22 protein-coding genes and 1 tRNA gene are annotated in these 22,524 nt (G+C 65.2%); 19 read left to right on the forward strand and 4 right to left on the reverse strand.

Annotated elements, in window-relative coordinates; all coding sequences use genetic code 11:
* Positions 1-279 precede the first annotated feature (279 nt).
* The 8 genes from ACLD02_RS03825 to ACLD02_RS03860 all read left to right on the forward strand — a co-directional run bounded on the left by ACLD02_RS03825 (position 280) and on the right by ACLD02_RS03860 (position 7,830).
* A complete protein-coding gene (locus tag ACLD02_RS03825) occupies positions 280-1,005 on the forward strand; it encodes a response regulator (protein ID WP_203103265.1) in 726 nt (241 codons plus the stop codon).
* 93 nt (positions 1,006-1,098) lie between these two features.
* Positions 1,099-1,260, forward strand: coding sequence for a hypothetical protein (locus tag ACLD02_RS03830; RefSeq protein WP_410297976.1), 162 nt, complete (start codon positions 1,099-1,101; stop codon positions 1,258-1,260).
* Between the two features lie 55 nt (positions 1,261-1,315).
* Positions 1,316-1,507 (forward strand): DUF2065 family protein, encoded by a 192-nt coding sequence (locus tag ACLD02_RS03835; RefSeq protein WP_161384568.1) that lies wholly within the window; start codon positions 1,316-1,318, stop codon positions 1,505-1,507.
* A gap of 1 nt (position 1,508) precedes the next feature.
* Positions 1,509-2,687: an ATP phosphoribosyltransferase regulatory subunit gene (locus tag ACLD02_RS03840; protein ID WP_203103263.1), complete on the forward strand. Its 1,179-nt coding sequence runs from the start codon at positions 1,509-1,511 to the stop codon at positions 2,685-2,687.
* A gap of 19 nt (positions 2,688-2,706) precedes the next feature.
* Complete coding sequence (locus tag ACLD02_RS03845; protein ID WP_203103261.1) at positions 2,707-3,999, forward strand: adenylosuccinate synthase; 1,293 nt, start codon at positions 2,707-2,709, stop codon at positions 3,997-3,999.
* Positions 4,000-4,209: 210 nt separating this feature from the next.
* A complete protein-coding gene (locus ACLD02_RS03850; protein WP_410297977.1) occupies positions 4,210-5,652 on the forward strand; it encodes an alkaline phosphatase in 1,443 nt (480 codons plus the stop codon).
* A gap of 25 nt (positions 5,653-5,677) precedes the next feature.
* Positions 5,678-7,084, forward strand: coding sequence for an alkaline phosphatase (locus tag ACLD02_RS03855; RefSeq protein ID WP_203103257.1), 1,407 nt, complete (start codon positions 5,678-5,680; stop codon positions 7,082-7,084).
* A gap of 59 nt (positions 7,085-7,143) precedes the next feature.
* Positions 7,144-7,830: a hypothetical protein gene (locus tag ACLD02_RS03860; RefSeq protein ID WP_203103255.1), complete on the forward strand. Its 687-nt coding sequence runs from the start codon at positions 7,144-7,146 to the stop codon at positions 7,828-7,830.
* A gap of 11 nt (positions 7,831-7,841) precedes the next feature.
* Here the strand turns inward: ACLD02_RS03860 and ACLD02_RS03865 are convergent, their stop codons facing one another.
* Positions 7,842-8,060 carry a hypothetical protein gene (locus ACLD02_RS03865; protein ID WP_238400946.1) on the reverse strand — a complete coding sequence of 73 codons (219 nt, stop codon included), beginning with the start codon at positions 8,058-8,060 and terminating at the stop codon, positions 7,842-7,844.
* Between the two features lie 157 nt (positions 8,061-8,217).
* Positions 8,218-8,304: transfer RNA gene (locus ACLD02_RS03870), tRNA-Leu, on the reverse strand.
* Positions 8,305-8,473: 169 nt separating this feature from the next.
* Between ACLD02_RS03870 and rnr the strand changes: the two genes are divergently transcribed.
* The 11 genes from rnr to ACLD02_RS03925 all read left to right on the forward strand — a co-directional run bounded on the left by rnr (position 8,474) and on the right by ACLD02_RS03925 (position 19,488).
* Complete coding sequence (rnr, locus tag ACLD02_RS03875) at positions 8,474-10,918, forward strand: ribonuclease R (protein WP_203103253.1); 2,445 nt, start codon at positions 8,474-8,476, stop codon at positions 10,916-10,918.
* An 86-nt stretch (positions 10,919-11,004) separates the two neighbouring features.
* The gene (rlmB, locus tag ACLD02_RS03880) at positions 11,005-11,742 is read left to right on the forward strand and encodes a 23S rRNA (guanosine(2251)-2'-O)-methyltransferase RlmB (protein WP_410298628.1); all 738 of its coding nucleotides are present in this window, start codon (positions 11,005-11,007) and stop codon (positions 11,740-11,742) included.
* A 273-nt stretch (positions 11,743-12,015) separates the two neighbouring features.
* Complete coding sequence (gene rpsF, locus ACLD02_RS03885; protein WP_203103249.1) at positions 12,016-12,357, forward strand: 30S ribosomal protein S6; 342 nt, start codon at positions 12,016-12,018, stop codon at positions 12,355-12,357.
* Between the two features lie 23 nt (positions 12,358-12,380).
* The gene (gene priB, locus ACLD02_RS03890) at positions 12,381-12,668 is read left to right on the forward strand and encodes a primosomal replication protein N (RefSeq protein ID WP_203103247.1); all 288 of its coding nucleotides are present in this window, start codon (positions 12,381-12,383) and stop codon (positions 12,666-12,668) included.
* Positions 12,669-12,689: 21 nt separating this feature from the next.
* Positions 12,690-12,920 carry a 30S ribosomal protein S18 gene (rpsR, locus tag ACLD02_RS03895; protein WP_161384846.1) on the forward strand — a complete coding sequence of 77 codons (231 nt, stop codon included), beginning with the start codon at positions 12,690-12,692 and terminating at the stop codon, positions 12,918-12,920.
* A gap of 15 nt (positions 12,921-12,935) precedes the next feature.
* Positions 12,936-13,388, forward strand: a complete 453-nt coding sequence (rplI, locus tag ACLD02_RS03900) for a 50S ribosomal protein L9 (RefSeq protein WP_203103238.1) — start codon at positions 12,936-12,938, stop codon at positions 13,386-13,388.
* Positions 13,389-13,505: 117 nt separating this feature from the next.
* Entirely contained in the window at positions 13,506-14,897 is a 1,392-nt protein-coding gene (gene dnaB, locus ACLD02_RS03905) for a replicative DNA helicase (protein WP_203103236.1), read from the forward strand.
* 9 nt (positions 14,898-14,906) lie between these two features.
* A complete protein-coding gene (gene alr / locus ACLD02_RS03910) occupies positions 14,907-15,977 on the forward strand; it encodes an alanine racemase (protein ID WP_203103234.1) in 1,071 nt (356 codons plus the stop codon).
* A gap of 58 nt (positions 15,978-16,035) precedes the next feature.
* On the forward strand, positions 16,036-17,400 hold the full coding sequence (radA, locus tag ACLD02_RS03915) for a DNA repair protein RadA (RefSeq protein ID WP_203103232.1): 1,365 nt from the start codon (positions 16,036-16,038) through the stop codon (positions 17,398-17,400).
* Between the two features lie 76 nt (positions 17,401-17,476).
* The gene (locus tag ACLD02_RS03920; RefSeq protein ID WP_203103230.1) at positions 17,477-18,127 is read left to right on the forward strand and encodes a potassium channel family protein; all 651 of its coding nucleotides are present in this window, start codon (positions 17,477-17,479) and stop codon (positions 18,125-18,127) included.
* Positions 18,124-19,488: a TrkH family potassium uptake protein gene (locus tag ACLD02_RS03925; protein WP_203103228.1), complete on the forward strand. Its 1,365-nt coding sequence runs from the start codon at positions 18,124-18,126 to the stop codon at positions 19,486-19,488. Before ACLD02_RS03920 ends, ACLD02_RS03925 begins: the two co-directional genes overlap by 4 nt.
* Here the strand turns inward: ACLD02_RS03925 and ACLD02_RS03930 are convergent.
* Positions 19,485-20,288 (reverse strand): DUF547 domain-containing protein, encoded by an 804-nt coding sequence (locus ACLD02_RS03930; protein WP_410297978.1) that lies wholly within the window; start codon positions 20,286-20,288, stop codon positions 19,485-19,487. The two genes, ACLD02_RS03925 and ACLD02_RS03930, sit on opposite strands and share 4 nt — an antisense overlap.
* A gap of 73 nt (positions 20,289-20,361) precedes the next feature.
* Entirely contained in the window at positions 20,362-22,506 is a 2,145-nt protein-coding gene (locus ACLD02_RS03935; RefSeq protein ID WP_410297979.1) for an FAD-dependent oxidoreductase, read from the reverse strand.
* Positions 22,507-22,524: the final 18 nt, after the last annotated feature.

Raw genomic sequence — 22,524 nt, forward strand, 5'->3', positions numbered from 1 at the left:
TTCAGGATGGGGTTGTGAGTCAGTGGTGAGTGGGCGGCTACGTCCAGATTGGTGAAGCGGATCACACTTTTCCCTAGAGTCCCGCAAACCAGATAGCGAACCACGACCCTGTCCGCCGGAATAGTCGGCGTTCCGATCACCTGACCTTGGGGACGCGCCGGACGGTACCCCGCGGAACGGGGCCGTCATGGTGACGACCGTTCTTTATGCCGTTTTTGGGAAAGCGCCGAGGCCACCGGCGAGCGCCGCGGGCCCCGGTTACTCCGGGGGGGCGCCGTCGTGGCTGACCGCCCGCTCCGCGTGGCGGTGGTCGAGGACTACGGCCCGATGCGGGCGCTATTGGTGCGCGAGCTGGTGGCCGGCGGATTCCGCGCGGTGGGGTACCCGGACGCCGCGTCCCTGTGGAGGCACTTCCCCGGCGAGGTCTTCGACCTGGTGGTCCTCAATATCGGCCTGCCCGATGAGGATGGTTTCTCGGTCAGCCGGCGGCTGCGTCGGGAGAGCCGGATACCGGTGGTGATGGTATCCGGTTACGGCAGCAACGAACATCAGTTGCTGGGTCTGCGCGAAGGCGCCGATGCCTATCTGGTCAAGCCGGTGGACATCCACGTGCTGGTCGCCACGCTGGAGCGGCTGGCGCGGCGGCTGCGGCTGGAGGACCGGGGCGCTCCGCCACGCTCCGCCGGCTGGTGGCTGGCCGAGGACGGCTGGCTGCTGCGGACCCCGGACAACCGCGAAATCGCTCTCAACGGCCATGAACGGGTGCTTCTGTCGCGCCTGCTGGCCGCCGCGGGTGCCTGGGTGCCGGACCCGGAACTGGTGTCCGCCCTGGCCGGCCAGTCGCGCCCCGGAGAGCGCCCGGTGCCGGCCCGCCTGTTCCGCCGCCTGCGCCGTAAGATCGCCGCCTTTACCGGCCTGCCGCCGCCGCTTGAAAGCCGCGCCGGTGCCCATCGTTTCGCCACCCTGATCAACGAAGATGCCTATCGCCGGCGGTGGTCGCCGTGAGGCGGCCATGAGCCGGGGAAGACCGGGCCATGGGTGTGCGCGGGCGGTTCACCGCCTAGCATTGGGGCCGCTGATCGGGACCGGGGAAAAGGGATGAGAAGTCTGAACCACCGCTTCGCCACCGTGCTATTCGTGCTGCAGGTGCTGCTCGCCGCCTTTGCCGTGGGGCTCGCCGTGCATGGCCAACTGGCCCGTGCCGGGCCGGCCGATGACGCCGGCTCCGCGAAGGTGTCTGTGCTTTGGAGGACGTGTTAGAATGCCGTAACCGGGCCCGAGGGACCCGGTTTTTTTGTGGCTATCGGGCGGTGCGATGGACGCGAGCGTACTGATCACGGCGCTGTGCCTGGTTCTGGTCATCGAGGGCATTCCCCTGTTCCTGGCGCCGGCGCGTATGCGCCGGGCGGCGCGGGAACTGGCCGATCTGGATAGTCGCGTGCTGAGACTCATCGGGCTGGCCGCCATGTTATTGGGTGCCGGCCTCCTGCTGCTAACACGGTCCTAGGATGAATCAGGAAGAACAGTGGCTCCTGCCCGACGGCGTCGAGGAAGTCCTCCCCGAACGCGCCCGGGCCATCGAAGAATTGCGGCGGCGCGCCCTGGATCTGTACCGGTCCTGGGGCTACGAACTGGTGTTCCCGCCGCTGATCGAATTCCTGGAATCCCTGCTTAACGGCGCCGGCCGTGATCTCGAGCGGGATACCTTCAAGATCACCGACCAGCTCAGCGGTCGCCTGATGGGCGTGCGCGCCGACATGACTCCGCAGGTGGCGCGCATCGACGCCCACGGCCTGCGCCGCGACGCCCCCACCCGGCTGTGCTATTGCTCCACCGCCCTGCGCGCCAAGCCGCCCCAGGCCGGCGGCACCCGGCTGCCGTATCAACTGGGCGTGGAACTGTTCGGCCATGATGGTGCCGACAGCGACCTGGAAGTGATCCTGCTGCTTCTGGAAACCCTGGATCTTGTCGGAGCCGGCGACCGGGTGGTGTTGGATCTGGGCCATGTGGGCATTTTTCGTGCCCTGGTCGCCGCCTGCGATCTGTCGGAAGCCGACCAGGCCGCCCTGGAAGACATCTACCTGCGCAAGGCACGCACCGAACTGGAACAGTTCGTGGCCAGCCGCGCGCTGCCCGATGCCGCTCGCCACGCCCTGGCGGCGCTGCCGTTCCTGGACGGCGACGCCACGGTGTTCCCGCAGGCGCGCGAACTGCTGGCGGCGTTTCCCGCCGCCACCGAGGCGCTGACGGAGCTGGAAAGCCTGGTAAGCGTACTGCGCGCGCGCGGGGCCCGGGTGCACCTGGACCTGGGTGAACTGCGCGGGTACCACTACCACACCGGCTGCGTGTTCGCCGCCTACCTGCCCGGCGACAGTGAGCCGCTGGCCAAGGGCGGCCGCTACGATCACATCGGCGAAGTGTTCGGCCGCGCCCGGCCGGCCACCGGCTTCAGTGCCGATCTGAAAAAACTGGCGTCGTTGGCGCCGGTCACCCGGGGCGGCGGTATTCTCGCCCGGGGCGTGCTCACCGATGCCGTCTTTACCGATCGCGTGGCGCGCCTGCGCGCCGACGGCGAGCGGGTGGTGCTGGCTCTGGCCGGCGCCGACAACGACCCGGGCGAGCTCGGGTGCGACCGCGAACTGGTGGCCGCCGACGGCGGCTGGACCCTCCAACCCATTTCCTCCTGACAGGCCAAAGCGAACAGCCATGGGCAAGAACGTCGTAATTCTCGGTACCCAATGGGGTGATGAAGGCAAGGGCAAGATCGTCGATCTGCTCACCGACCAGGCCGCCTATGTGGCCCGCTTCCAGGGCGGCCACAATGCCGGCCACACCCTGGTGATCGACGGTGAGAAAACCGTCCTGCATCTGATTCCCTCCGGCATCCTGCGCGAAAACGTCCAGTGCCTGATCGGCAACGGCGTGGTGCTGTCGCTGGAGGCGCTGCTCAATGAAATCCGCGGCCTGGAAGAGAAAGGCGTGCCGGTGCGCGAGCGCCTGCGTCTGTCCTCCGCCTGCCCGCTGATCCTGCCGGTGCACGTGGCCCTGGACCAGGCCCGGGAAGTGGCCCGTGGTGCCCAGAAGATCGGCACCACCGGGCGCGGCATCGGCCCCGCCTACGAAGACAAGGTGGCCCGTCGCGGCGTGCGCCTGGGCGATGTGTTCCACCGTGAACGGTTCGCCGCCAAGCTTGGCGAGGTGATGGACTACCACAACTTCATCCTGCGCAGCTTCTACAATGCCGAGCCGGTGGATTTCCAGCAGACCCTGGATGAGACTCTGGCCCTGGCCGAGGAGATCCGGTCGTTGGTATGCGACGTCACCGCGCGCTTGCACGGGGCACGCGAGCGGGGCGAGAACATTATGTTCGAAGGTGCCCAGGGCACCCTGCTGGACATTGACCACGGCACCTACCCGTACGTCACCAGCTCCAACACCACCGCCGGCGGTACCGCCACCGGCTCCGGCTTCGGCCCGCTTTACCTGGACTACGTGCTGGGCATCACCAAGGCTTACACCACCCGGGTCGGTGGCGGTCCGTTCCCCACCGAGCTGTTCGACGAAACCGGTCGCCACCTGGCGGAAAAGGGCCACGAATTCGGTGCCACCACCGGTCGCGCCCGTCGCTGCGGCTGGTTCGACGCCATTGCCTTGAAGCGGGCCATTCAGATCAACTCGATCAGCGGCCTGTGCCTGACCAAGCTGGACGTGCTCGACGGCCTGGAAGAGGTGAACATCTGCGTGGGCTACAAGGGCCCGGACGGTGAGACCCTGGAATGTGCCTGGGACGCGGACAGCTACGCGGAAGTGACGCCGGTGTACGAATCCGTGCCTGGCTGGCGGGAATCCACCATCGGCGTGAAGAAGCTCGAGGATCTGCCGGAAAACGCCCGCGCTTACCTCAAGCGCATCGAGGAAGTGACCGGCGCGCCCATCGATATCATCTCCACCGGCCCGGACCGGGCCGAGACCATCATCAAGCGCCACCCGTTCGGGTAAGCCACTACATGGGCCCCGCCACTCGGAGGGGCCCGTGCTTTCCCTTCGCCGTTAGCCTTTTTTCAGTGGGATTGTGACCGGGTTCCGGTTGTCTGGCTGCTGTCTTTTTCCTATCGCCTAACTGTCATGAAGCGCCGTGATACTCACCTTTGGGACCGACCCGGGGTTAGTAAAGGTCGGCGGAAATGGACACCATGACAGGATAATCCGATGAAGATGCTCAAGATGGCAGGGCTGGCCCTGGCCGTGACTCTGGCGGGTTGCGGCGGTGATAGCGACAACGACAATAACGGTACGCCGCCGCCCTCTGAAACCAGCAAGAAAAACGTATTGTTCTTTCTGGGTGATGGTATGGGGATCACCACGCTGACCGCCATGCGAATCTACGAAGCGGGAGAAGCCGGCAGCATCACCATTGATGAGCTTCCCGAATCTGCCTTCGTGCGCACCTATTCCGAGGACGGTCAGGTGACCGATAGCGCGCCGTCCATGGCCGCCTATATGACCGGCGTGAAGATGAAGAACGAAGTCATCTCCATGAGCACCGGCACCAACGCCTACGCGCCGGACGGTTCCCAATACGTGGACGCCGACGGCAACACCACCTGTGAGCAAGGTAATGGTTCACCGGTACCCACCTTGCTGGAAAAAATGAAAGCCAGCGGTTACGCCACCGGCGTGGTTACCACCACCCGGGTCACCCATGCCACTCCGGCGACCACCTACGCGCACCTGTGCAACCGTAATGGTGAGAACACCATCGCCGCGCAGATGGTGCCCGGTGGAGAAGGCTACAACGCCGCCCTGGGCGATGGCATCGATGTGGTGCTGGGCGGCGGCCGTCGTCATTTTCTGGCTAACGACAACGGTGGGCGTCGCACCGATGGTCGCGATCTGATCGCGGAAATGCAGGAGGCCGGCTACCAGTACGCCTCCAGCACTTCCGAACTGATGGACGTGGCCGATGAGGACCGTGTGCTGGGTATCTTCACCAGCAGCGATATGAGTTATGAGCTGGATCGCGTTCCCCAGCAGGAACCCAGTCTGGAAGAGATGACCAGCAAGGCCATCGATATGCTGCATGCCCGTGACAGCGGTTTCTTCCTGATGGTGGAAGGGGGGCGTATCGACCACGCGTTGCACGCCAGCAATGCCAAGCGCGCGCTGACCGACGGTATCGCCTTCGATAATGCTATCGCCGCGGCGTTGGAAAAAATGGAAAACATTGACCCGGGCCTGAAAAACACCCTGATCGTGGTGACCGCCGACCATGATCACACTCTGGTGATCAATGGCTACGCCGAACGAACCGGAGCGACCACTGACGGTCACGCCGGCGTGCTGGGCCTGGTTCGCAACTATGCCAACGGTCCGAACAAGGGGACTCCTCGCACCGATGTGGACGGCAACCCCTATACCATTCTCGGCTTCGGCAATGGCCCGAACCGACCGGACAGCCGCGTGGCCCTGGATGAGACCACCACCGCCGGGAACGATTACCTGCAAGAGGCCACCATCCAGTTGAGCAGCGAAACCCACGGTGGCGGCGACGTCTACCTGGGCGCCACCGGCATGGGCGCCGACGCCTTCCACGGCGTCATCGACAACACCGAGGTGTTCGAGAAGATCACCGCCATCCTCGATCTGGAATAAACCGCCAACCACGCAGGAGAACATCATGAAAGCTTCCATCATTGGCGGTGCGCTGATTTGCTGTGCCGCCGCTCTGGCCACTCAGAACGCGGCCGCCGAGGCCAAGAACATCATTTTCTTCCTGGGCGACGGCATGGGCCCGGTGACGCAAACCGCCGCGCGCATCTACGCGGGTGAAAAACTCGGCCTGGAGATTCCGGAGCGGCATAAGCTGGCCATGGAGCAGTTGCCCTACGCCGCCCGCATCAAAACCTACTCCGAAGACGCCCAGACCACCGACAGCGCCCCGGGCATGGCCAGCTACATGACCGGCATGAAATCCAAGAACGAAGTGATTTCGATGACGCCGGACACCAACCCCAACGACGCCAACGGCAACCCTTACCAGACCAATGGCGACAGCACCTGCCCGGCCAGTGGCAACGGCGAGCGCGCGCAAACGCTGCTGGAAATCCTCAAGGCGCGCGGCTATGGCACCGGCGTGGTATCCACCACGCGCATCACCCACGCCACTCCGGCTACCACCTACGCCCATATCTGCAATCGCAACGCGGAGAACACCATCGCCGCGCAAATGGTGCCGGGCGGTGACGGCTACAACGGCGAGCTGGGCGACGACGGCATCGACGTGATCCTCGGCGGTGGCCGCCGTCACTTTCTGCCCACCACCGACGGCGGGCGGCGCACCGACGGCCGCGACCTGCTGGTGGAAATGCAGAACGCCGGCTACACCTATGTGAGCACCGGTTCCGAGCTGGCCGGCGTGAACCTGGCGGGCACCGACAAGCTGTTCGGGATCTTCAACAGCAGTGACCTGAATTACGAGCTGGACCGGGTTAACGGCGACTTGAACGAGCCGAGCCTGGCGGACATGACCAGCGCCGCCATCGACATCCTGTCGCGCAACCAGGACGGCTATTTCCTGATGGTGGAAGGTGGCCGTATCGACCACGCGCTGCATGGCACCAACGCCAAGCGCGCGCTGGAAGACACGCTGGCCTTCGACGAAGCCATCGCCACGGCGGTGAGCAAGGTAGATATGGAAGACACGCTAATCGTGGTTACCGCCGACCATGACCACGTGATGGCCTTTAACGGTTACTCCAAGATTGGCAATCCGGTGCTTGGGCTGCTTAAGGAATATCGCAGTGGTGAGCTGGCGTTGGACGCTCAGGGCAAGCCCTTCACTACCCTGGTGTTTGGCAACGGTGGTGGCCCCCGCGAGGCGAGCCGTGCCACCCTGACTGAAAGCGAGGTTTTGGAAGACGATTACCTGCAGGAAGTGGGTGTGCGTCTCGGTGGTCCGGGCAGCGAGACGCACGGTGGTGGTGACATCCGTCTCACCGCCGGCGGCGCAGGTAGTGAACAGTTCAAGGGCACCCTGAACAACATCGAGGTGTTCGGTCTGATTCAGGACGCGATGGGGCTGTAATGCTTCGCGTTTCAAAGGGTGGTCGTTTCCGGCCACCCTTTTTTATGGAGAAGGAAAACGTGAGTAAAGTTATCAATCGCATGGGGTGCCTGGCCGTGGCGCTGGTTCTGATGATGCCGCCGGTCGCCTCGGCCGAGCCAGTCGAGGCGTTGCGTGTCGAATACCAGCAATGGCAGATCGGACGTGACGGCGTACGCCAGCAAATGGACTACGCGGAAACCCTGTACCGCGAGGAAAACGCCCTGTGGATCGAGCGTGAGATCCCGGAGGCGGCGGAACGGGAACACGACCAGCACGCCCACGGCGGGTTGGGCCACAAACATGCCGATGTGGTGGGCGCGCCGCTGTGGATTCGCCGCGATGGCCAGGGCAACCTGGACGTCAAACTGGTGGATCGCCACGAGAAACGACTCATCGATATCGCTCGCCCCTACTATGGCAACGTGGGGTTCGACGGCCATTGGGCGGAAAGCTGGGCACTGGCGGACCCGCGCGCACTGGAATCCCTGAAGCCGGCGTCCACCGACGAAAATGGCAGAGAAACCTATCAATTGGAGCGGGGCGATCATAGCATCACTCTGGTATGGGATCCGACTGGGCGTTACGCGGTGTCGATCATCGCGCAGGGCAGGCAAGGCCTGTCCGGGCGTACAATTCGTGCCACCCCGTTGGCGGCACCCGACAACATGCCCTGGGATGACCTGGGAGATTATCGGGACCGGGATTACTCGGATTTGCTGGATTGAGTCGGAAGGGCTCAGCGCCGGCGGCGGGTGATGATGACCAGGGCGATGGTCAGGCCCAGGACGCCGGCGGGAAACAGCAACAACAGGCGCTCGCGGCGTTCGATCTTCTCGCGTTGGGCATTGGCTTTCTGGATTTCCGGATGGACCGCGCCGTCATCCTGCTGGGCGGGGGCGGGCGGAGCCATCGTCAGGCCCAGGGCAAGCATCAGGGAAAGGATCAATAAGCGCATGCGGTACCGGCGTCGTTCACGAAGGAGATGCTGGCCGCCTTTTCGCGGGCGGCTCCGAGGCCGGATAGTGGGCCAGTTCGGCGGGGCATGCAAGGCCACCGGCCGGGAGTCCGGCCGAGAAACGAAAAAGGCTCCCTGTTGGGAGCCTTTCTCTAATTGGTGCCGAGGAGAGGACTTGAACCTCCACGGGGTTGCCCCCACTAGCACCTGAAGCTAGCGTGTCTACCAATTTCACCACCTCGGCGAGTCGCGATTCGTTTCGAGAACGCTTCATCGCGAAAGCGCGTGCATTCTAGTATATGATGACCGGATGTCAACGGTTGATTTCCTCTCTTTTCCCGCTGCGTTAAGGTAGCCGCCACTGGCGCCGCCTCGGGGCGCGCTAATACATGTATTTTCATAGAGGTTGTTGAATGTCCAGGAAACGCTACAAGGATCCCCACGCGGACCGGGAAGCGGAGAAATACGAAAATCCGGTGCCCAGCCGCGAATTGATCCTTAAGGTCCTCGACGACCAGGGAAAGCCGCTCGGCAAGCATCAGCTCGCCGACATCCTGGAGGTGGGTGAGGACGGCGAGGTGGGCCTGGAGCGCCGCCTCAAGGCGATGCTGCGCGACGGCCAGCTGGTGGAGAACCGCAACGGCAAGGTGGGCATCGCCTCGCGCATGGACCTGATCGCCGGTCGGGTGCAGGCGCACCGCGACGGTTTCGGCTTCCTGATCGCCGACGAGCCCGGTCGCAAGGATTTGTTCCTGGCCCCGCGCCAGATGCAGAAGGTGATGGACGGCGACCGGGTGCTGGTCAGCGTGGCCGGCTTCAACCGGTTTGGAAAGGAAGAGGCGCGCATCGTCGAGATCGCCGAGCGGGCGGTCACCGAGATCGTTGGCCGCTACCGCCAGGAGGCCGGCGTGGCCTTCATCGATCCGGAAAACCGCCGCATTACCAAGGAAGTGCTGGTCGAGGACCACAACGACATCAAGCCGGCCCCCGGCGACCATGTCCGTGCCGAGATCACCCAGTACCCGTCCCGGGACCACAACGTGCTGGTGCGCCTGGAAGAGATCATCGCCACGCCGGATCAGCCGGGCATGGAAGTGGATGTGGCCCTGCGCCGTTTCGAGATTCCCCACCAGTGGCCGGAGGGCGTGGAAGCCGACGCGGAGCGCTTCGGCGCCGAGGTGCCCCATCCCGCCAAGGCCCACCGGGTGGACCTGCGCGACCTGCCGCTGGTGACCATCGACGGCGAGGACGCCCGCGACTTTGACGATGCCGTCTACGTGGAGCGCCGCAAGCGCGGCGGTTGGCGGCTGATCGTGGCGATCGCCGACGTCAGCCATTACGTGCACCCCAACAGCCCGCTGGACAACGAAGCCCACAAGCGTGGCAATTCGGTGTACTTCCCCAACCGGGTGGTACCGATGTTGCCGGAGGCCCTGTCCAACGGTCTGTGCTCGCTGAACCCCCATGTGGACCGGCTGTGTCTGTATTGCGACATGCTGGTGTCCGCCAATGGCCGGGTGTCGCGCTTCGTGTTCCGCGAGGGCGTGATGCGCTCCCGTCACCGTCTCACCTACACCAAGGTGGGCGCGCTCATCGAGGAGCCGGAATCGCAGCTGGCGATCAAGACCGTGGACAGCCTGGACGACGAGTCCCTGGATTCGATCTGGGCCTTCCACGAGATGTACACCGCCCTGCGCCGGCGCCGGGAGCTGCGCGGCGCCATCGATTTCGAGAGCGACGAGAGCCGCATTCTCTACGACGAGCACCAGAAGATCCGCGACATTGTGCCGGTGCATCGCAACGTGGCCCACGTGATGATCGAGGAGGCCATGCTGGCCGCCAACATCTGCGCCGCCCGCCTGCTGGAAAAAGCCGGTGTGCCGACCCTGTTCCGTAACCACGAGCCGCCCAAGGAAGAGCGCCTGGCCAATCTGCAGCAGTTCCTGGGCGGGCTGGGTCTGAGCCTGGCCTGGTCGGAAGGCTCCATCACCCCGCAGGTGTTCCAGGAACTGGGCGAGGCCATCGCCGAGCGTCCGGACCGTCAGGTGATCCAGACCATGATGTTGCGCACCATGTCCCAGGCTAAGTACGAGGCGGAGGTGAAGGGTCACTTCGGGCTGGCGTACAACGCCTATACCCACTTCACCTCGCCGATTCGCCGTTACCCGGACCTGCTGGTGCACCGCGCCATCCGCTATCTGATCCGTGGCGGCGCCGAGACGCCCCACGCGGACAACCCGGGCGATTTGCCGGCGATCCCCCAGGATCACATTCTGCCCTACAGCCAGAGCGGCATGGTCGCCATGGGCGAGCACTGCTCGATGACCGAGCGGCGCGCCGACGAGGCCACCCGAGACGTGGTGCAGTGGCTCAAGTGTCAGTACATGGAGGATCACCTGGGCGAGGAATTCGATGGCGTGGTCAGTGGCGTGGCCGCCTTCGGTCTGTTCATCCAGATCCAGGATCTGCACATCGACGGCCTGGTGCACGTGGCCAACCTGGACAGCGACTATTACCACTTCGACGACGTCAACATGGCGCTGATCGGGGAATCCTCCGGGCGCCGTTTCAGCCTTGGTGACGGCGTGCGGGTGAAGGTGGCCGGCGTGCACACCGACGAACGCAAGATCGACCTGGAGCTGATCAGCAGCACGCCCGCCAAGGGGCGGCGTGGCGGCGGCAAGAAAAAAGCCGCCAGCGGCAACAAAAAAGCCTCCGGTGGGCAGTCCAGGGGCGGCTCCGGGAAAGGTGCTTCCGAACGCGAGAAGCTGGCCCGGGGCGAAATCCCCAAGGGCGGCAAGGGTGATGGCAAGAGCGATGGCAAGGGCGGCGCCGGCAAGCGCCGTCGCCGCCGCTGAGCACGGCCGCCATGAGCGACCCGCAAGCGCCGCGCCGCCCGGCCGGCAAGCCCGGTGCCCGCAAGGGCGGCCAGGCCAAGCCGCTGATGTATTCCGGCATCCACGCCGTGGAGTCGTTGTTGAGGCATCGCCCGGAGGGCGTGCTGGAGCTGTTCGTGCTGGACAGCCGCGCCAGGCGCGGTGACGCCCGCCTGGAGACCCTGATGATCGCCGCCCGGGACCAGGGCATCGCCGTGCAACTGGCGCGCCGCGAATCCCTGGACAAGCTGGCCGGCCCGCAGAACCAGGGCGTGGCTGCCCGGGCCCGGCCGCGCCGGCCCGGTGACGATGCCGCCCTGGCCGATTATCTGGATCGCCTGGGCCGCCCGCCGCTGCTGTTGATCCTGGAAGGCGTCACCGATCCGCACAACCTGGGCGCTTGCCTGCGCAGTGCCGACGCCGCCGGGGTGGATGCGGTGATCGTGCCGCGTCGCCATGCCGCCGGCCTGACCCCGGTGGCCTGCCGCAGCGCCGCCGGCGCCGCCGAGTCGCTGCCGTACTTCGAGGTGGGCAACCTGGCACGGCTGCTGGAAGGCCTCCAGGAGCGCGGCATCCGCGTCGCCGGCACCGCCCTTCAAGAGCACAGCGCGTCGCTGTTCGAGTATCAACCGCCGGCGGCCCTGGCGTTGGTCATGGGCGCCGAGGGCGAGGGCCTGCGGCGCCTGACCCTGGAGCGCTGCGACGATTTGCTGGCGATTCCCATGGCCGGCTATGTACAGAGCCTGAACGTGTCCGTGGCCACCGGGGTGGTGTTGTTCCATATCCGCGCCGCGTTGGCGCGCTAACACGCTTACATGCTGGCACGCTAAATCGGTGCCACCGGCCCGTCTTGCGGGTTTGCAGAAAGCGGGGTGCCAATTCGCAATCCGTTCCGCCGCGGGTTTTGACTTAGCGTGTAAGCGTGTAAGCGTGTTGGGCCTCGCGTGCCAGCGCCCTTGAGCCCGGACGCCGTCTGGGCTAGAATCCCCGCCCTTCCGCTTTTCCGGTCCGCCGGGAGGGCGGAACTCCTTGCCTCACCGCCTACCGTGGGAGGCTGCGCAATCCGAAAGGAGACCACAATGCGTCATTATGAAGTCGTGTTCCTGGTCCATCCGGACCAGAGTGAACAAGTTCCCGCCATGGTGGAACGCTACGTCGCCATCGTTACCGATGGTGGTGGCATCATCCACCGTCAGGAAGATTGGGGCCGCCGTCAGCTGGCCTACCCGATCAACAAGATCCACAAGGCACACTACGTGCTGCTGAACATCGAATGTGACGGCGACACCCTCGCCGAACTGGAAAACACCTTCCGGTTCAACGATGCCGTAATCCGTCACCTTGTGGTTCGCCGTCATCGGGCCATCCCCGAAGCCTCGCCGCTGGCGAAATCCAACGAGAAGGAGGAGGCCGCCAGCTGATTTCCGACGGCAATCACTGCCAGATGACCGGTGTCATCGCCCGCCTGGAACAGGCGGCGGTTACTCCGGCCGGTGTGTCCCGCCAGCGGTTCTGGCTGGAACATCGCTCCCGGCAGGAGGAAGACGGTCACCCCCGTGAAGTCCAGGTACGTCTCGCCGTGGTTCTGGTCGGTCGCAAGGCCGAACTGATCCAGGGTTTGAAGGAAGGACAAAACGTGAAGGTGACGGGGTTTCTCAGCCGGGCCGGTTACAAGGGCGAAGCCCGCGACCGGGTGCAGTTGATTGCGGAAACACTGGTGCCCCTGGACTAGGAATCGAGAGGAGAATTATCCATGGCCCGTTTTTATCGCCGTCGCAAGTTCTGCCGCTTCACCGCGGAAGGTGTCGAGTTCATTGACTACAAGGACCTCGACACCCTGAAAGCCTACATCACCGAGACCGGCAAGATCGTGCCCAGCCGCATCACCGGCACCAAGGCGCGCTATCAGCGTCAGCTGGCCACCGCTGTCAAGCAGGCCCGCTTCCTGGCGCTGCTGCCGTACTCCGACAGCCACGACAATTAAGCCGAGGGGACCGTCATGCAAGTGATCCTGCTGGAAACCATCAAGAACCTGGGTGACCTGGGCTCCGTGGTGGACGTTCGCCCCGGTTACGGTCGTAACTTCCTGATCCCGCAAGGCAAGGCCCTGCCGGCGACCAAGGACAATCTGGCCGAGGTGGAAGCACGCCGCGCCGAGCTGGAGAAGCAAGCCGCCGAGCAACTCAGCGCCGCCGAAGGCCGTGCCGAGAAGCTGGCCGAAGCCAACGTTACCGTGGCCGCCAAGTCCGGCGACGAAGGCAAGCTGTTCGGCTCCGTGGGCACCGTCAACATCGCCGATGCCATCACCGAGCAGACCGGCGTGGAAGTGGCCAAGGCCGAGGTCAAACTGCCCTATGGCGCGATCCGCCAGACCGGCGAGTACGAGATCGACCTGACCCTGCACGCCGACGTGACCGTGACCATCAAGCTGACGGTGGTGCCCCAGGAATAAGGGCCTCGCCGCCAGTGTTCCCGGCCGGGTTTGCCCGACCGGGGGCGCGGTGACAGAATCAAGGGCACCGTCCGGTCTCGGGCGGTGCCTTTTTCGTTTACGCCATGCGGACCCGCCATGACCGAACCCCTAAGCCTGGACGATCACCTGCCGGATAACTTGCGCGTTCCCCCCAATTCCCTGGAAGCGGAACAGGCGGTACTGGGGGGGCTGCTGCTCAACAACGACGCCTGGGACGATGTGGCCGAGCGGGTCGGCGTCAAGGACTTCTACCGCAAGGAACACCGGCAGATCTTCGAAGTGATCGGCCAGTTGGTGGAAGAGGAAAAGCCCAGTGACCTGGTGACCGTGTCTCAGGCGCTCACTCACCTCGGGCAGTTGGAAGAAACCGGCGGCATGACCTACCTGTCGGAGCTGGCCCGCAACACTCCCAGCGCCGCCAACATCACCGCCTACGCGGACATCGTCCGCGAACGCAGTATTCTGCGGCAGTTGATCCAGGTGTCCCACCGCATCGCCGACCAGTCCTTCCAGCCCAAGGGCAAGCCTTCCCTGGAGATCCTCGACGACGCCGAATCGTCGATTTTCGAGATCGCCGAGCAGCAAAAAAAGGGCGATGGCCCTCAGAACATCAAGGCGGTGCTCAAGAAGGCGGTGGACCGCATCGACGAGCTGTACCGCAACAAGAACTCGCTGACCGGTCTGACCACCGGTTTCGAGGAGCTGGACAAGATGACCGCCGGCCTGCAGCCCGCCGACATGGTGGTGGTGGCAGGCCGGCCTTCCATGGGTAAGACCACCTTCGCCATGAACCTGTGCGAGAACGTGGCGCTCAAGGCCCACAAGCCGGTGCTGGTGTTTTCCATGGAGATGCCCGCGGATTCCATCGTCATGCGGATGCTGTCGTCCCTGGGGCGCATCAACCAGGGCGCGATCCGTTCCGGTCGCCTGGAGCAGGACGACTGGCCGCGCATCACCTCGGCGATCCAGATGCTCAGCGAACAGAAGTTCTACATCGACGACACGCCGGCGCTGAGCCCGCTGGAAATGCGCGCCCGCGCCCGCCGGGTGGCGCGCGAATGCGGTGGCGAGCTGGGCATGATCATGGTCGATTACCTGCAGCTCATGCAGGTGCCCGGCGCCGACAGCCGGGTCAACGAGATCTCGGAGATCTCGCGCTCGCTCAAGGGGTTGGCGAAGGAACTCAACTGCCCGCTGATCGCGCTGTCGCAGCTCAACCGCTCCCTGGAACAGCGCCCCAACAAACGCCCGGTAATGTCGGACCTGCGGGAATCCGGGGCCATCGAGCAGGACGCCGACTTGATCATGTTCCTCTATCGCGACGAGGTTTATAACCAGGACACCACGGAAAAAGGCATCGCCGAGGTAATCATCGGCAAGCAGCGGAACGGCCCCATCGGCACGACACGCCTGGCGTTCCGCGGTGAGTTCACCCGCTTCGACGACCTGGCGCCGGAGTATTATCAGCAATACAGCAGCGACGAGTAGGAGCGGGCCATGCGCGGTACCCTGCTAGAGCTGCGCCCCGCCGCGCTCGCCGCCAATGCCCGCCGGGCGCGGGCGCTGGCCGGCGGTGCCCGGGTGTTCGCCATGGTCAAGGCGGACGGCTACGGCCACGGCCTGGGGCTGGCGGCCAGGGCCCTGGCCCACCAGGTGGATGGCCTGGGCGTGGCGGTAATGGAGGAGGCCCAGGCACTGCGCCACCTGGGGCTGGCCCATCCGCTGCTGGTGGCGGAAGGGTTCTTCGACGCCGACGAGCTGGCTCTGGCCGCGCGCCTGCACGCCGAGGTGGTGGTGCATTCGCCCTGGCAGGTGGATCTGCTGGTCGCCCGCCCCCAGCCGGTGGGCGTCTGGCTCAAGGTCAATACCGGCATGAACCGTCTCGGCATGGCCCCGGACCTGGCCCGCGCCCAGGCCGCCCGGCTGCGCGGTCTGAAGGGCGTGCGGCTGCTTGGCGTGATGAGTCATTTCGCCTGTGCCGACGTCGCGGACGATCCGCTCACCGAGCATCAACTTGAACTGGCCCGAACCCTGGCCGGCGAGTTGGGGGTGCCGCTGAGCGCCGCCAACTCCGCCGCGCTGATTCGCTACCCTCGGGCCCGTGCCGAGCGGGTGCGCCCGGGTATCATGCTGTATGGCTCTTCCCCCTTCGCATGGCGCGCCGCCGCCGACCTGGACCTGAGCGTTACCCAGCGTTTCAGTGCCCGACTGATCGCCATCAACCCGGTGCAGGCCGGCGATAGCGTCGGCTACGGCGCCACCTGGACCGCTACCGGACCAGGGCGCATCGGCGTGGTGGCGGTGGGCTACGGCGACGGCTACCCGCGCCATGCCCCCAACGGCACCCCCCTGGCGGTGAACGGCCGGCGCACCGTGCTCGCCGGGCGGGTGTCCATGGACATGATCACCGTGGATCTGAACGGCATCGATGCCCGGGTCGGCGATGAGGTGGAGCTGTGGGGTGATGTGGTGTCCGTGGATGAAGTGGCTGCTGCCTGCGGTACCATCAGCTACGAATTGTTCTGTCAGATCACTGCTCGACCGGTGCGGGTGATCACCGAATCGTGATACCGCCACTGTAGGAGCGCCGCCGGGCCGCTCCTGCAGAGCGAATGAAGGAGCCGTCGTGGCAAAAAAGAAAACCGCCTTTGTGTGCACTGACTGCGGTGCCGACTTCCCCAAATGGCAGGGCCAGTGCCCGGCCTGTGGCGCCTGGAACACCCTGCAGGAATTCGTGGTCGACCAGGCCACGCCGAAAACCCGTTCCAGCGGTCGCGGCGGCTACACCGGCCAGCTCTCCGAGGTGCGCAACCTGGACGAGATCGTGCTGGAGGAAACGCCACGTATCGGCACCGGCATGGGCGAGCTGGACCGGGTGCTGGGCGGCGGCCTGGTGCCGGGCTCGGCGATCCTGATCGGCGGCCACCCGGGCGCCGGCAAATCCACCCTGCTGCTGCAGACCCTGTGCCGACTGGCCGACCAGCAGCATTGCCTGTACATCACCGGCGAGGAATCCCTGGCCCAGGTGGCGCTGCGCGCCGACCGTCTCAAGCTGCCCAAGGACAAGCTGCGGCTGGCGGCGGAAACCGACGTGGAGCAGATCATCGAACTGGCCCGCAAGGAGCAGCCGCGCCTGCTGGTGGTGGACTCGATCCAGGTGATGTACCTGTCCGGCCTGCAATCGGCGCCGGGCTCGGTGGCCCAGGTGCGCGAATGCGCCGCCGCCCTGACCCGCTTCGCCAAGCAAACCGGCACCGTGTTGCTGCTGGTGGGTCACGTCACCAAGGACGGCACCCTGGCCGGGCCCAAGGTGCTGGAGCACATGATCGACTGCTCGCTGATGCTGGAAGGCTCCACGGACTCGCGCTTTCGCACCCTGCGCGGGCTGAAGAACCGGTTCGGCGCGGTCAACGAGCTGGGTGTGTTCGCCATGACCGGCGAGGGTCTGAAGGAAGTGAAGAACCCGTCCGCCATCTTCCTCAACCGCGCCGAGGAAATCGCCGCCGGGTCCCTGGTGACGGTGGTCTGGGAAGGCACCCGGCCGTTGCTGGTGGAGCTGCAGGCGCTGGTGGACGCCAGCCACTTCGGCAATCCGCGCCGGGTGTGCGTGGGTCTGGAGGCCAACCGGCTGGCGATGCTGCTGGCGGTGCTGCACCGCCACGGTGGCATTCAGGTGGGTGACCAGGACGTGTTCGCCAACGTGGTGGGCGGCGTCAAGGTGGCGGAAACCGCCGCGGACCTGGCGCTGGTGTTGTCGATCGTGTCCAGCTTCCGGGACCGGCCCCTGGGCCGGGACCTGGTGGTGTTCGGCGAGATCGGCCTGTCCGGCGAGATCCGCCCGGTTCCCCAGGGCCAGGAGCGTTTGCATGAAGCGGTGAAACACGGCTTTCGCCGTGCCATCATTCCCAAGGCCAACCTGCCCCGGCAGCGGCCGGAAGGCGTCGAGGTGATTGCCGTGAGCACCCTCGCCGAAGCCCTGGAACAGTTATAGTAGGAGCGACTTCAGTCGCGAAGCGGAGGTCATTCGCGGCTAAAGCCGCTCCTGCAAAAACCGGAAAGGAGCGTGCATGAAGAAGCAATTCGCGGTAATCGGGCTGGGCGGGTTCGGCGAGGCGGTGGCCTTGGAGTTGATGCGTCTCGGCCATGAAGTGCTGGGCGTGGACTCCGACCAGGACAAAGCCAACCACCTGGGCGACAAGCTCACCCAGACGGTGATCACCAACGCCACCGACGAAGACGCCCTGGCGGAACTGGATCTGGACCGCTTCGACGCCGTTCTGGTAGCCATAGGCGCTCATATCGAGGCCAGCATTCTGTGCACCATGATGGTCAAATCCCTGGGCGCCAAGGAGGTCTGGGTCAAGGCCATCACCCCCACGCATCACAAGATCGTCGAGAAGCTGGGCGCCGACCGGGTGCTGCATCCGGAATACGAAATGGGCCTGCGCGTGGCGCAGAGCCTGGCGCACCCCAACATGCTCGACTACATCGGTCTGGGGGATAACTACTTCGTCATCGAGATCCGCCCCGGCGAGGTACTGGAGGACCGGCCCCTGTCCGACCTGCGCATCGATGATTTCGAGGTACGCCTGCTGGCCATCAAGCATGGTCAGAGCGTGAGCCTCAGCCCGGACCCGGAGCAGCGCCTGCGCCGCAACGACCACCTGGTGCTGGTCGGCGAGGAACAGGCCCTGCGGCGTTTTTCGGCGAGCCTGTGAGAACCTGGCACCCGGGCCTGCGCGGCCGCGCCGCCCGCCAGTTGCGCCGCGCCTGGCGGTACGGACCGCCGGTGATCCTGGCGGCCAGCTTCGCGGTGCTGATCGTGATCGGTGCGCTGCTGTTGTGGCTGCCGGTGGCCAGCGAGGACGGCCTGAGTTTGTGGCAGGCGCTGTTCACCGCCTGCTCGGCGGTGACCGTCACGGGCCTGGTGGTGGTGGACACCGGCGCCCAGCTCACCCTGTTCGGGCAGGCCGTGGTACTGGTGCTGATTCATCTCGGTGGTCTCGGCCTGATGACCTTCGCCGCGCTCACCGTGATGGCCCTGGGCGGACGCTTCGGTCTGCGCGGCCAGCGGTTGGTGCGTGAAGCACTGGACCAGACCTCCCCCGGTGATGTGCTCGCCCTGGTGCGTCATGTGGCGCTGCTGGCGTTTTCCCTGGAAGCGGTGGGCGTGATCCTGTTGGCCACTGTCTGGGTGCCGGAAATGGGCTGGGCCCGCGGGCTCTGGTTCAGTCTGTTCCATGCCGTCTCCGCCTTCAATAACGCCGGTTTCGGCTTGCTGCCGGACAGCCTCTCCGCCTGGGCCGGCCATCCGCTGGTCAATATCGTCATCACCGCGTTGTTCATCATCGGCGGCCTGGGGTTCACCGTGGTGGTGGATCTGTGGCGCCGCCGCCGTTTTCAGGCCCTGACCCTGCACAGCAAGCTGACCCTGGTGGGCACCCTGGTGCTGGCGGTGGGCGGTGGCTTATTGATCCTGCTGCTGGAATGGAACAACGCGCGCACCCTGGGGGCGCTGCCGGTGGGCGAACGCTTCTGGGCCGCCTGGTTCACGGCGGTGACGCCGCGCACCGCCGGTTTCAACACGGTGGACACGGCGGGCCTGGGCGTGCCGGCCATGCTGTTGGTGATGTTCCTGATGTTTATTGGGGGCGGCAGCAACTCCACCGCCTCGGGCATCAAGGTCAGCACCTTCATGGTTTTGCTGCTGTCCACCCGTGCTTTTCTGATGGGCAATGCGCAGACCACCATCTTCCGGCGCGCGGTGGCCCGGGACGCGGTATTCCGCGCCCACGCGGTGGTCATGCTGAGCCTGATCCTGCTGGCGCTGGCGTGTTTTATTCTGGTGGTGCTGGCGCCCGAACAGGCGCCACTGGATGTGTTTTTCGAGGCGGTGTCCGCGTTCGGCACGGTGGGTTTGTCCCGGGGCCTTACCGCCGATCTTTCCGCGCCGGCCCAGGGCATTCTCATGCTGCTGATGTTCGTGGGTCGCATCGGGCCGTTGGCGTTCGCCTATGCACTGGCTCGCCCGCGACCCGCCAAGGTACGTTTCACCGAGGATCAGGTTCAGATCGGTTAGTGCCCGCCGCCATCGTTGAGCGACCAGTCGTAGTCGAGAAAGTCGATTTCCAGGTCGCCGTCGCGCAGCGCCGCACGGACCGTATCGGGCAGGCCCAGGGCATCGCCGTGGGCCGCCAGCCAGGCACCGAGATCCCCGCCCGCCGTTTCGAAGTCGGATTCATACCAGTTGAAGATCGGCGAGACCTCCAGGGCGCCGTCGCGGTAGCGGTTGCGTTGCCGGTCGGAGAGAAAGCGGCGGGTGGCGTCGTCGAGCTGGTCGTTCAGACGGGCACCGGTGTAGGCCTCCGGGCGCAGTGCCGGGCAGCCCACCGAGGCGCAGTTCACGGCGAAATGAATGCGCTCGTCCATCAGCGCCGGGTTGCCCCGGATCATTCCGTGCTCCAGTTCGTCCAGGGTGCGTTCTTCGCCGAGCAGCGAGAAGAAGCGTTGTTTCCAGGGGCCTCGGAAGATCGAGCCAATATCGCGGATGGAATCGGGACGTGGCTCCTGGCGCAGGATCAATTCCACGGTGAAGGCGTTGTAGGCGTTGATCAGGAACGCCAGCCGTGAAGCCCGGGGAAAGCTCTGGAAGCGTTCGGTGGGCAATGCGCTGAGTTGTCCCAGGTAGCCGCGCAGTGCTTCCCGGTCGGCGGCGAAACCGTCGTAATCCACCGTCGAGGCGACGCCGTCGCGGCGCCAGGTCACATGCTGCTGGAGCAGCCTGTCCCAGGCCGAGTGATCGAAGTCCGTGGCGGCAAGGGCCGGGGGCGCCGCCCAGGGCATCAGCAGTAACAACAAAAGCCAGCGGGGAAGGCGCATGGCGGGTCTCCTGAAGCGAATGCACTTCAGAATACCCGCTTGCGCGTGGTGTTGAAGTGACGGGGTGGCCACGTCAGCGTTGCCAATCGTGAAAGCGTTGCACCCAGTTCAGCAGGGTTTCGGGTTTGTGCGCCTGCTTCCACTGGCCGGCGGCGAACTTGTTCGCCTCCGCCCGGGTGGGGTAGATGTGGATAGTGCCGAGGATCTTGTTCAAACCCAGACCGTGCTTCATGGCCAGCACGTATTCGCTGATCAGATCGGAGGCGGCCTCGCCCACCAGGGTGACGCCAAGAATGGTGTCCTTGCCTGGCGGTGTCAGTATCTTCACGAAACCCTGGTCGCTGCCGTCGGCGATGGCCCGGTCCAGATCGTCGATGCCATAGCGGGTCACTTCCACTTCGATGCCCCGTTCGCGGGCTTCGTCCTCGTTGAGGCCCACCCGCGCTACCTCCGGCGACGTGAAGGTGGCCCAGGGGATGACCCGGTAATCCGCCTTGAAGGTCTTGATGCGACCGAACAGGGCGTTCACGGCGGCGTACCAGGCTTGATGCGCGGCCACATGGGTGAATTGGTAAGGGCCGGCCACGTCGCCGCAGGCCAGGATGTTGGGAAAGCGCGTGCGCAGGCGCTCGTCCAGGTCCAGGGTGCCATTGTCGCGGGTGGCGATGCCCAGTTGCTCCAGTCCCAGGCCGGCGCTGTTGGCACGCCGGCCCACCGCCACCAGCACCGCGTCGAAAGCCAGGCGCCGTTCGCCGTCCTGGCTCTCCGCGTACAGCACCTGCTCCCCTTGCTCCACGGCGAAGCGCGCGGCGCGGTGCCCGGTGAGCAGGGTCACGCCATCCGCGGTCAGGGCGTGGGCCACGGCGTGTGCCGCGTCCTCGTCCTCCCTGGGCAATACCCGCGGAGATTGCTCCACCTGAGTCACCGCGCTGCCCAGACGGGCGAAACTCTGCGCCAGCTCGCAGCCGATCGGCCCGCCGCCCAGCACCAGCAGACGGGGTGGCAGCTCATTCAAATCCCAGAGGTTTTCCGAGGTCAGCACGCGTACCTGGTCGATGCCGTCGATGGGCGGTACGAACGGTCGCGCGCCGGTGGCGATGATTATCGCCCGGGTGGTCAGTCGTTGCTCGCCATCGGCGGTGTCGATGGCCACTTCCCAGGGGGATACGAGCCGCGCCCGGCCGCGGATGCAGTCCACCCCCAGGGCGCTGTAGCGCTCCACGGAATCGTGGGGTTCGATGCGGTCGATCACTCGCTGGATACGGGCCTGGATATCGGCGAAGTCGAACTCGGTGATAATGCGCTTGAAGCCGTAACGGGCCGGCTCTTTTCCCAGATGTGCCAGGGACGCGCTCTTGATCAATGCCTTGGACGGCACGCAGCCGGTATTCAGGCAGTCGCCGCCCATTTTGTCCGCCTCGATCAGCGATACTTTCGCTTTTACCGTGGCGGCGATATAGGCACTCACCAGGCCGGCGGAGCCGGCACCGATCACGATCAGGTTGCGATCGAAGTGCTTGGGTTTTGAATAATCGCGATAGACCTTGCGCCGTTGCACCAGCGCGAGCACCGCCTTGGCCAGCCACGGGAACAGGCCCAGCAACACGAACGCGCCCAGCAGTTCCGGCGACAGCAACCCGGACAGCCGGTCCAGCTCGCCCAACTGAGTGCCCGCGTTCACATACACCGCGGTGCCCGCCAGCATGCCCACCTGGCTTACCCAGTAAAACGTCCAGGTCCTCAACGGCGTCAGCGCCATCACCAGGTTGATCACGAAAAACGGGAACGCCGGAATTAACCGTAACGTGAAAAGGTAAAACGCGCCGTCCTTCTCCACCCCCGCATTGATCTTCTTCAGCCGCTCGCCGAACCGTTCCTGCACCGCGTCCTTGAACAGAAACCGGGCGGCCAGAAACGCCAGTGTCGCTCCCACGCTGGACGCGAACGATACCAGAAGCAACGCCACCCAGAACCCGAACAACGCTCCCGCCGCCAGCGTCATGATCGCCGCCCCCGGCAAGCTCAACGCCGTCACAAGCACATACAACGCGAAGAACCCGCCCAGCACCGCCACCGGATGTTCACCGGCCAACGCCTGAAACGCTCCGCGCTGCTCCTTCAAATAATCCAGGCTCAGGTACTGACCCACATCGAAAAAGAAGTAGCCCGCCACCAGCGTCACGATCACCAACAGCAACGCCACCTTCTTAATACTCATAACCTCTCCTGAATCCGA

The organism is Alloalcanivorax sp. C16-2 (assembly GCF_046507615.1).
Classification (GTDB): Bacteria; Pseudomonadota; Gammaproteobacteria; order Pseudomonadales; family Alcanivoracaceae; genus Alloalcanivorax; species Alloalcanivorax marinus_A.

Bases quoted from the DNA above. Each gene is read 5' to 3' on its own strand.
- ACLD02_RS03830 (WP_410297976.1), top strand. From the start codon at position 1,099: ATGAGAAGTCTGAACCACCGCTTCGCCACCGTGCTATTCGTGCTGCAG.
- ACLD02_RS03835 (WP_161384568.1), top strand. From the start codon at position 1,316: ATGGACGCGAGCGTACTGATCACGGCGCTGTGCCTGGTTCTGGTCATC.
- ACLD02_RS03840 (WP_203103263.1), top strand. From the start codon at position 1,509: ATGAATCAGGAAGAACAGTGGCTCCTGCCCGACGGCGTCGAGGAAGTC.
- ACLD02_RS03845 (WP_203103261.1), top strand. From the start codon at position 2,707: ATGGGCAAGAACGTCGTAATTCTCGGTACCCAATGGGGTGATGAAGGC.
- ACLD02_RS03850 (WP_410297977.1), top strand. From the start codon at position 4,210: ATGAAGATGCTCAAGATGGCAGGGCTGGCCCTGGCCGTGACTCTGGCG.
- ACLD02_RS03855 (WP_203103257.1), top strand. From the start codon at position 5,678: ATGAAAGCTTCCATCATTGGCGGTGCGCTGATTTGCTGTGCCGCCGCT.
- ACLD02_RS03865 (WP_238400946.1), bottom strand. From the start codon at position 8,060: ATGCGCTTATTGATCCTTTCCCTGATGCTTGCCCTGGGCCTGACGATG.
- rnr (WP_203103253.1), top strand. From the start codon at position 8,474: ATGTCCAGGAAACGCTACAAGGATCCCCACGCGGACCGGGAAGCGGAG.
- rlmB (WP_410298628.1), top strand. From the start codon at position 11,005: ATGTATTCCGGCATCCACGCCGTGGAGTCGTTGTTGAGGCATCGCCCG.
- rpsF (WP_203103249.1), top strand. From the start codon at position 12,016: ATGCGTCATTATGAAGTCGTGTTCCTGGTCCATCCGGACCAGAGTGAA.
- priB (WP_203103247.1), top strand. From the start codon at position 12,381: ATGACCGGTGTCATCGCCCGCCTGGAACAGGCGGCGGTTACTCCGGCC.
- rpsR (WP_161384846.1), top strand. From the start codon at position 12,690: ATGGCCCGTTTTTATCGCCGTCGCAAGTTCTGCCGCTTCACCGCGGAA.
- rplI (WP_203103238.1), top strand. From the start codon at position 12,936: ATGCAAGTGATCCTGCTGGAAACCATCAAGAACCTGGGTGACCTGGGC.
- dnaB (WP_203103236.1), top strand. From the start codon at position 13,506: ATGACCGAACCCCTAAGCCTGGACGATCACCTGCCGGATAACTTGCGC.
- alr (WP_203103234.1), top strand. From the start codon at position 14,907: ATGCGCGGTACCCTGCTAGAGCTGCGCCCCGCCGCGCTCGCCGCCAAT.
- ACLD02_RS03920 (WP_203103230.1), top strand. From the start codon at position 17,477: ATGAAGAAGCAATTCGCGGTAATCGGGCTGGGCGGGTTCGGCGAGGCG.
- ACLD02_RS03930 (WP_410297978.1), bottom strand. From the start codon at position 20,288: ATGCGCCTTCCCCGCTGGCTTTTGTTGTTACTGCTGATGCCCTGGGCG.
- ACLD02_RS03935 (WP_410297979.1), bottom strand. From the start codon at position 22,506: ATGAGTATTAAGAAGGTGGCGTTGCTGTTGGTGATCGTGACGCTGGTG.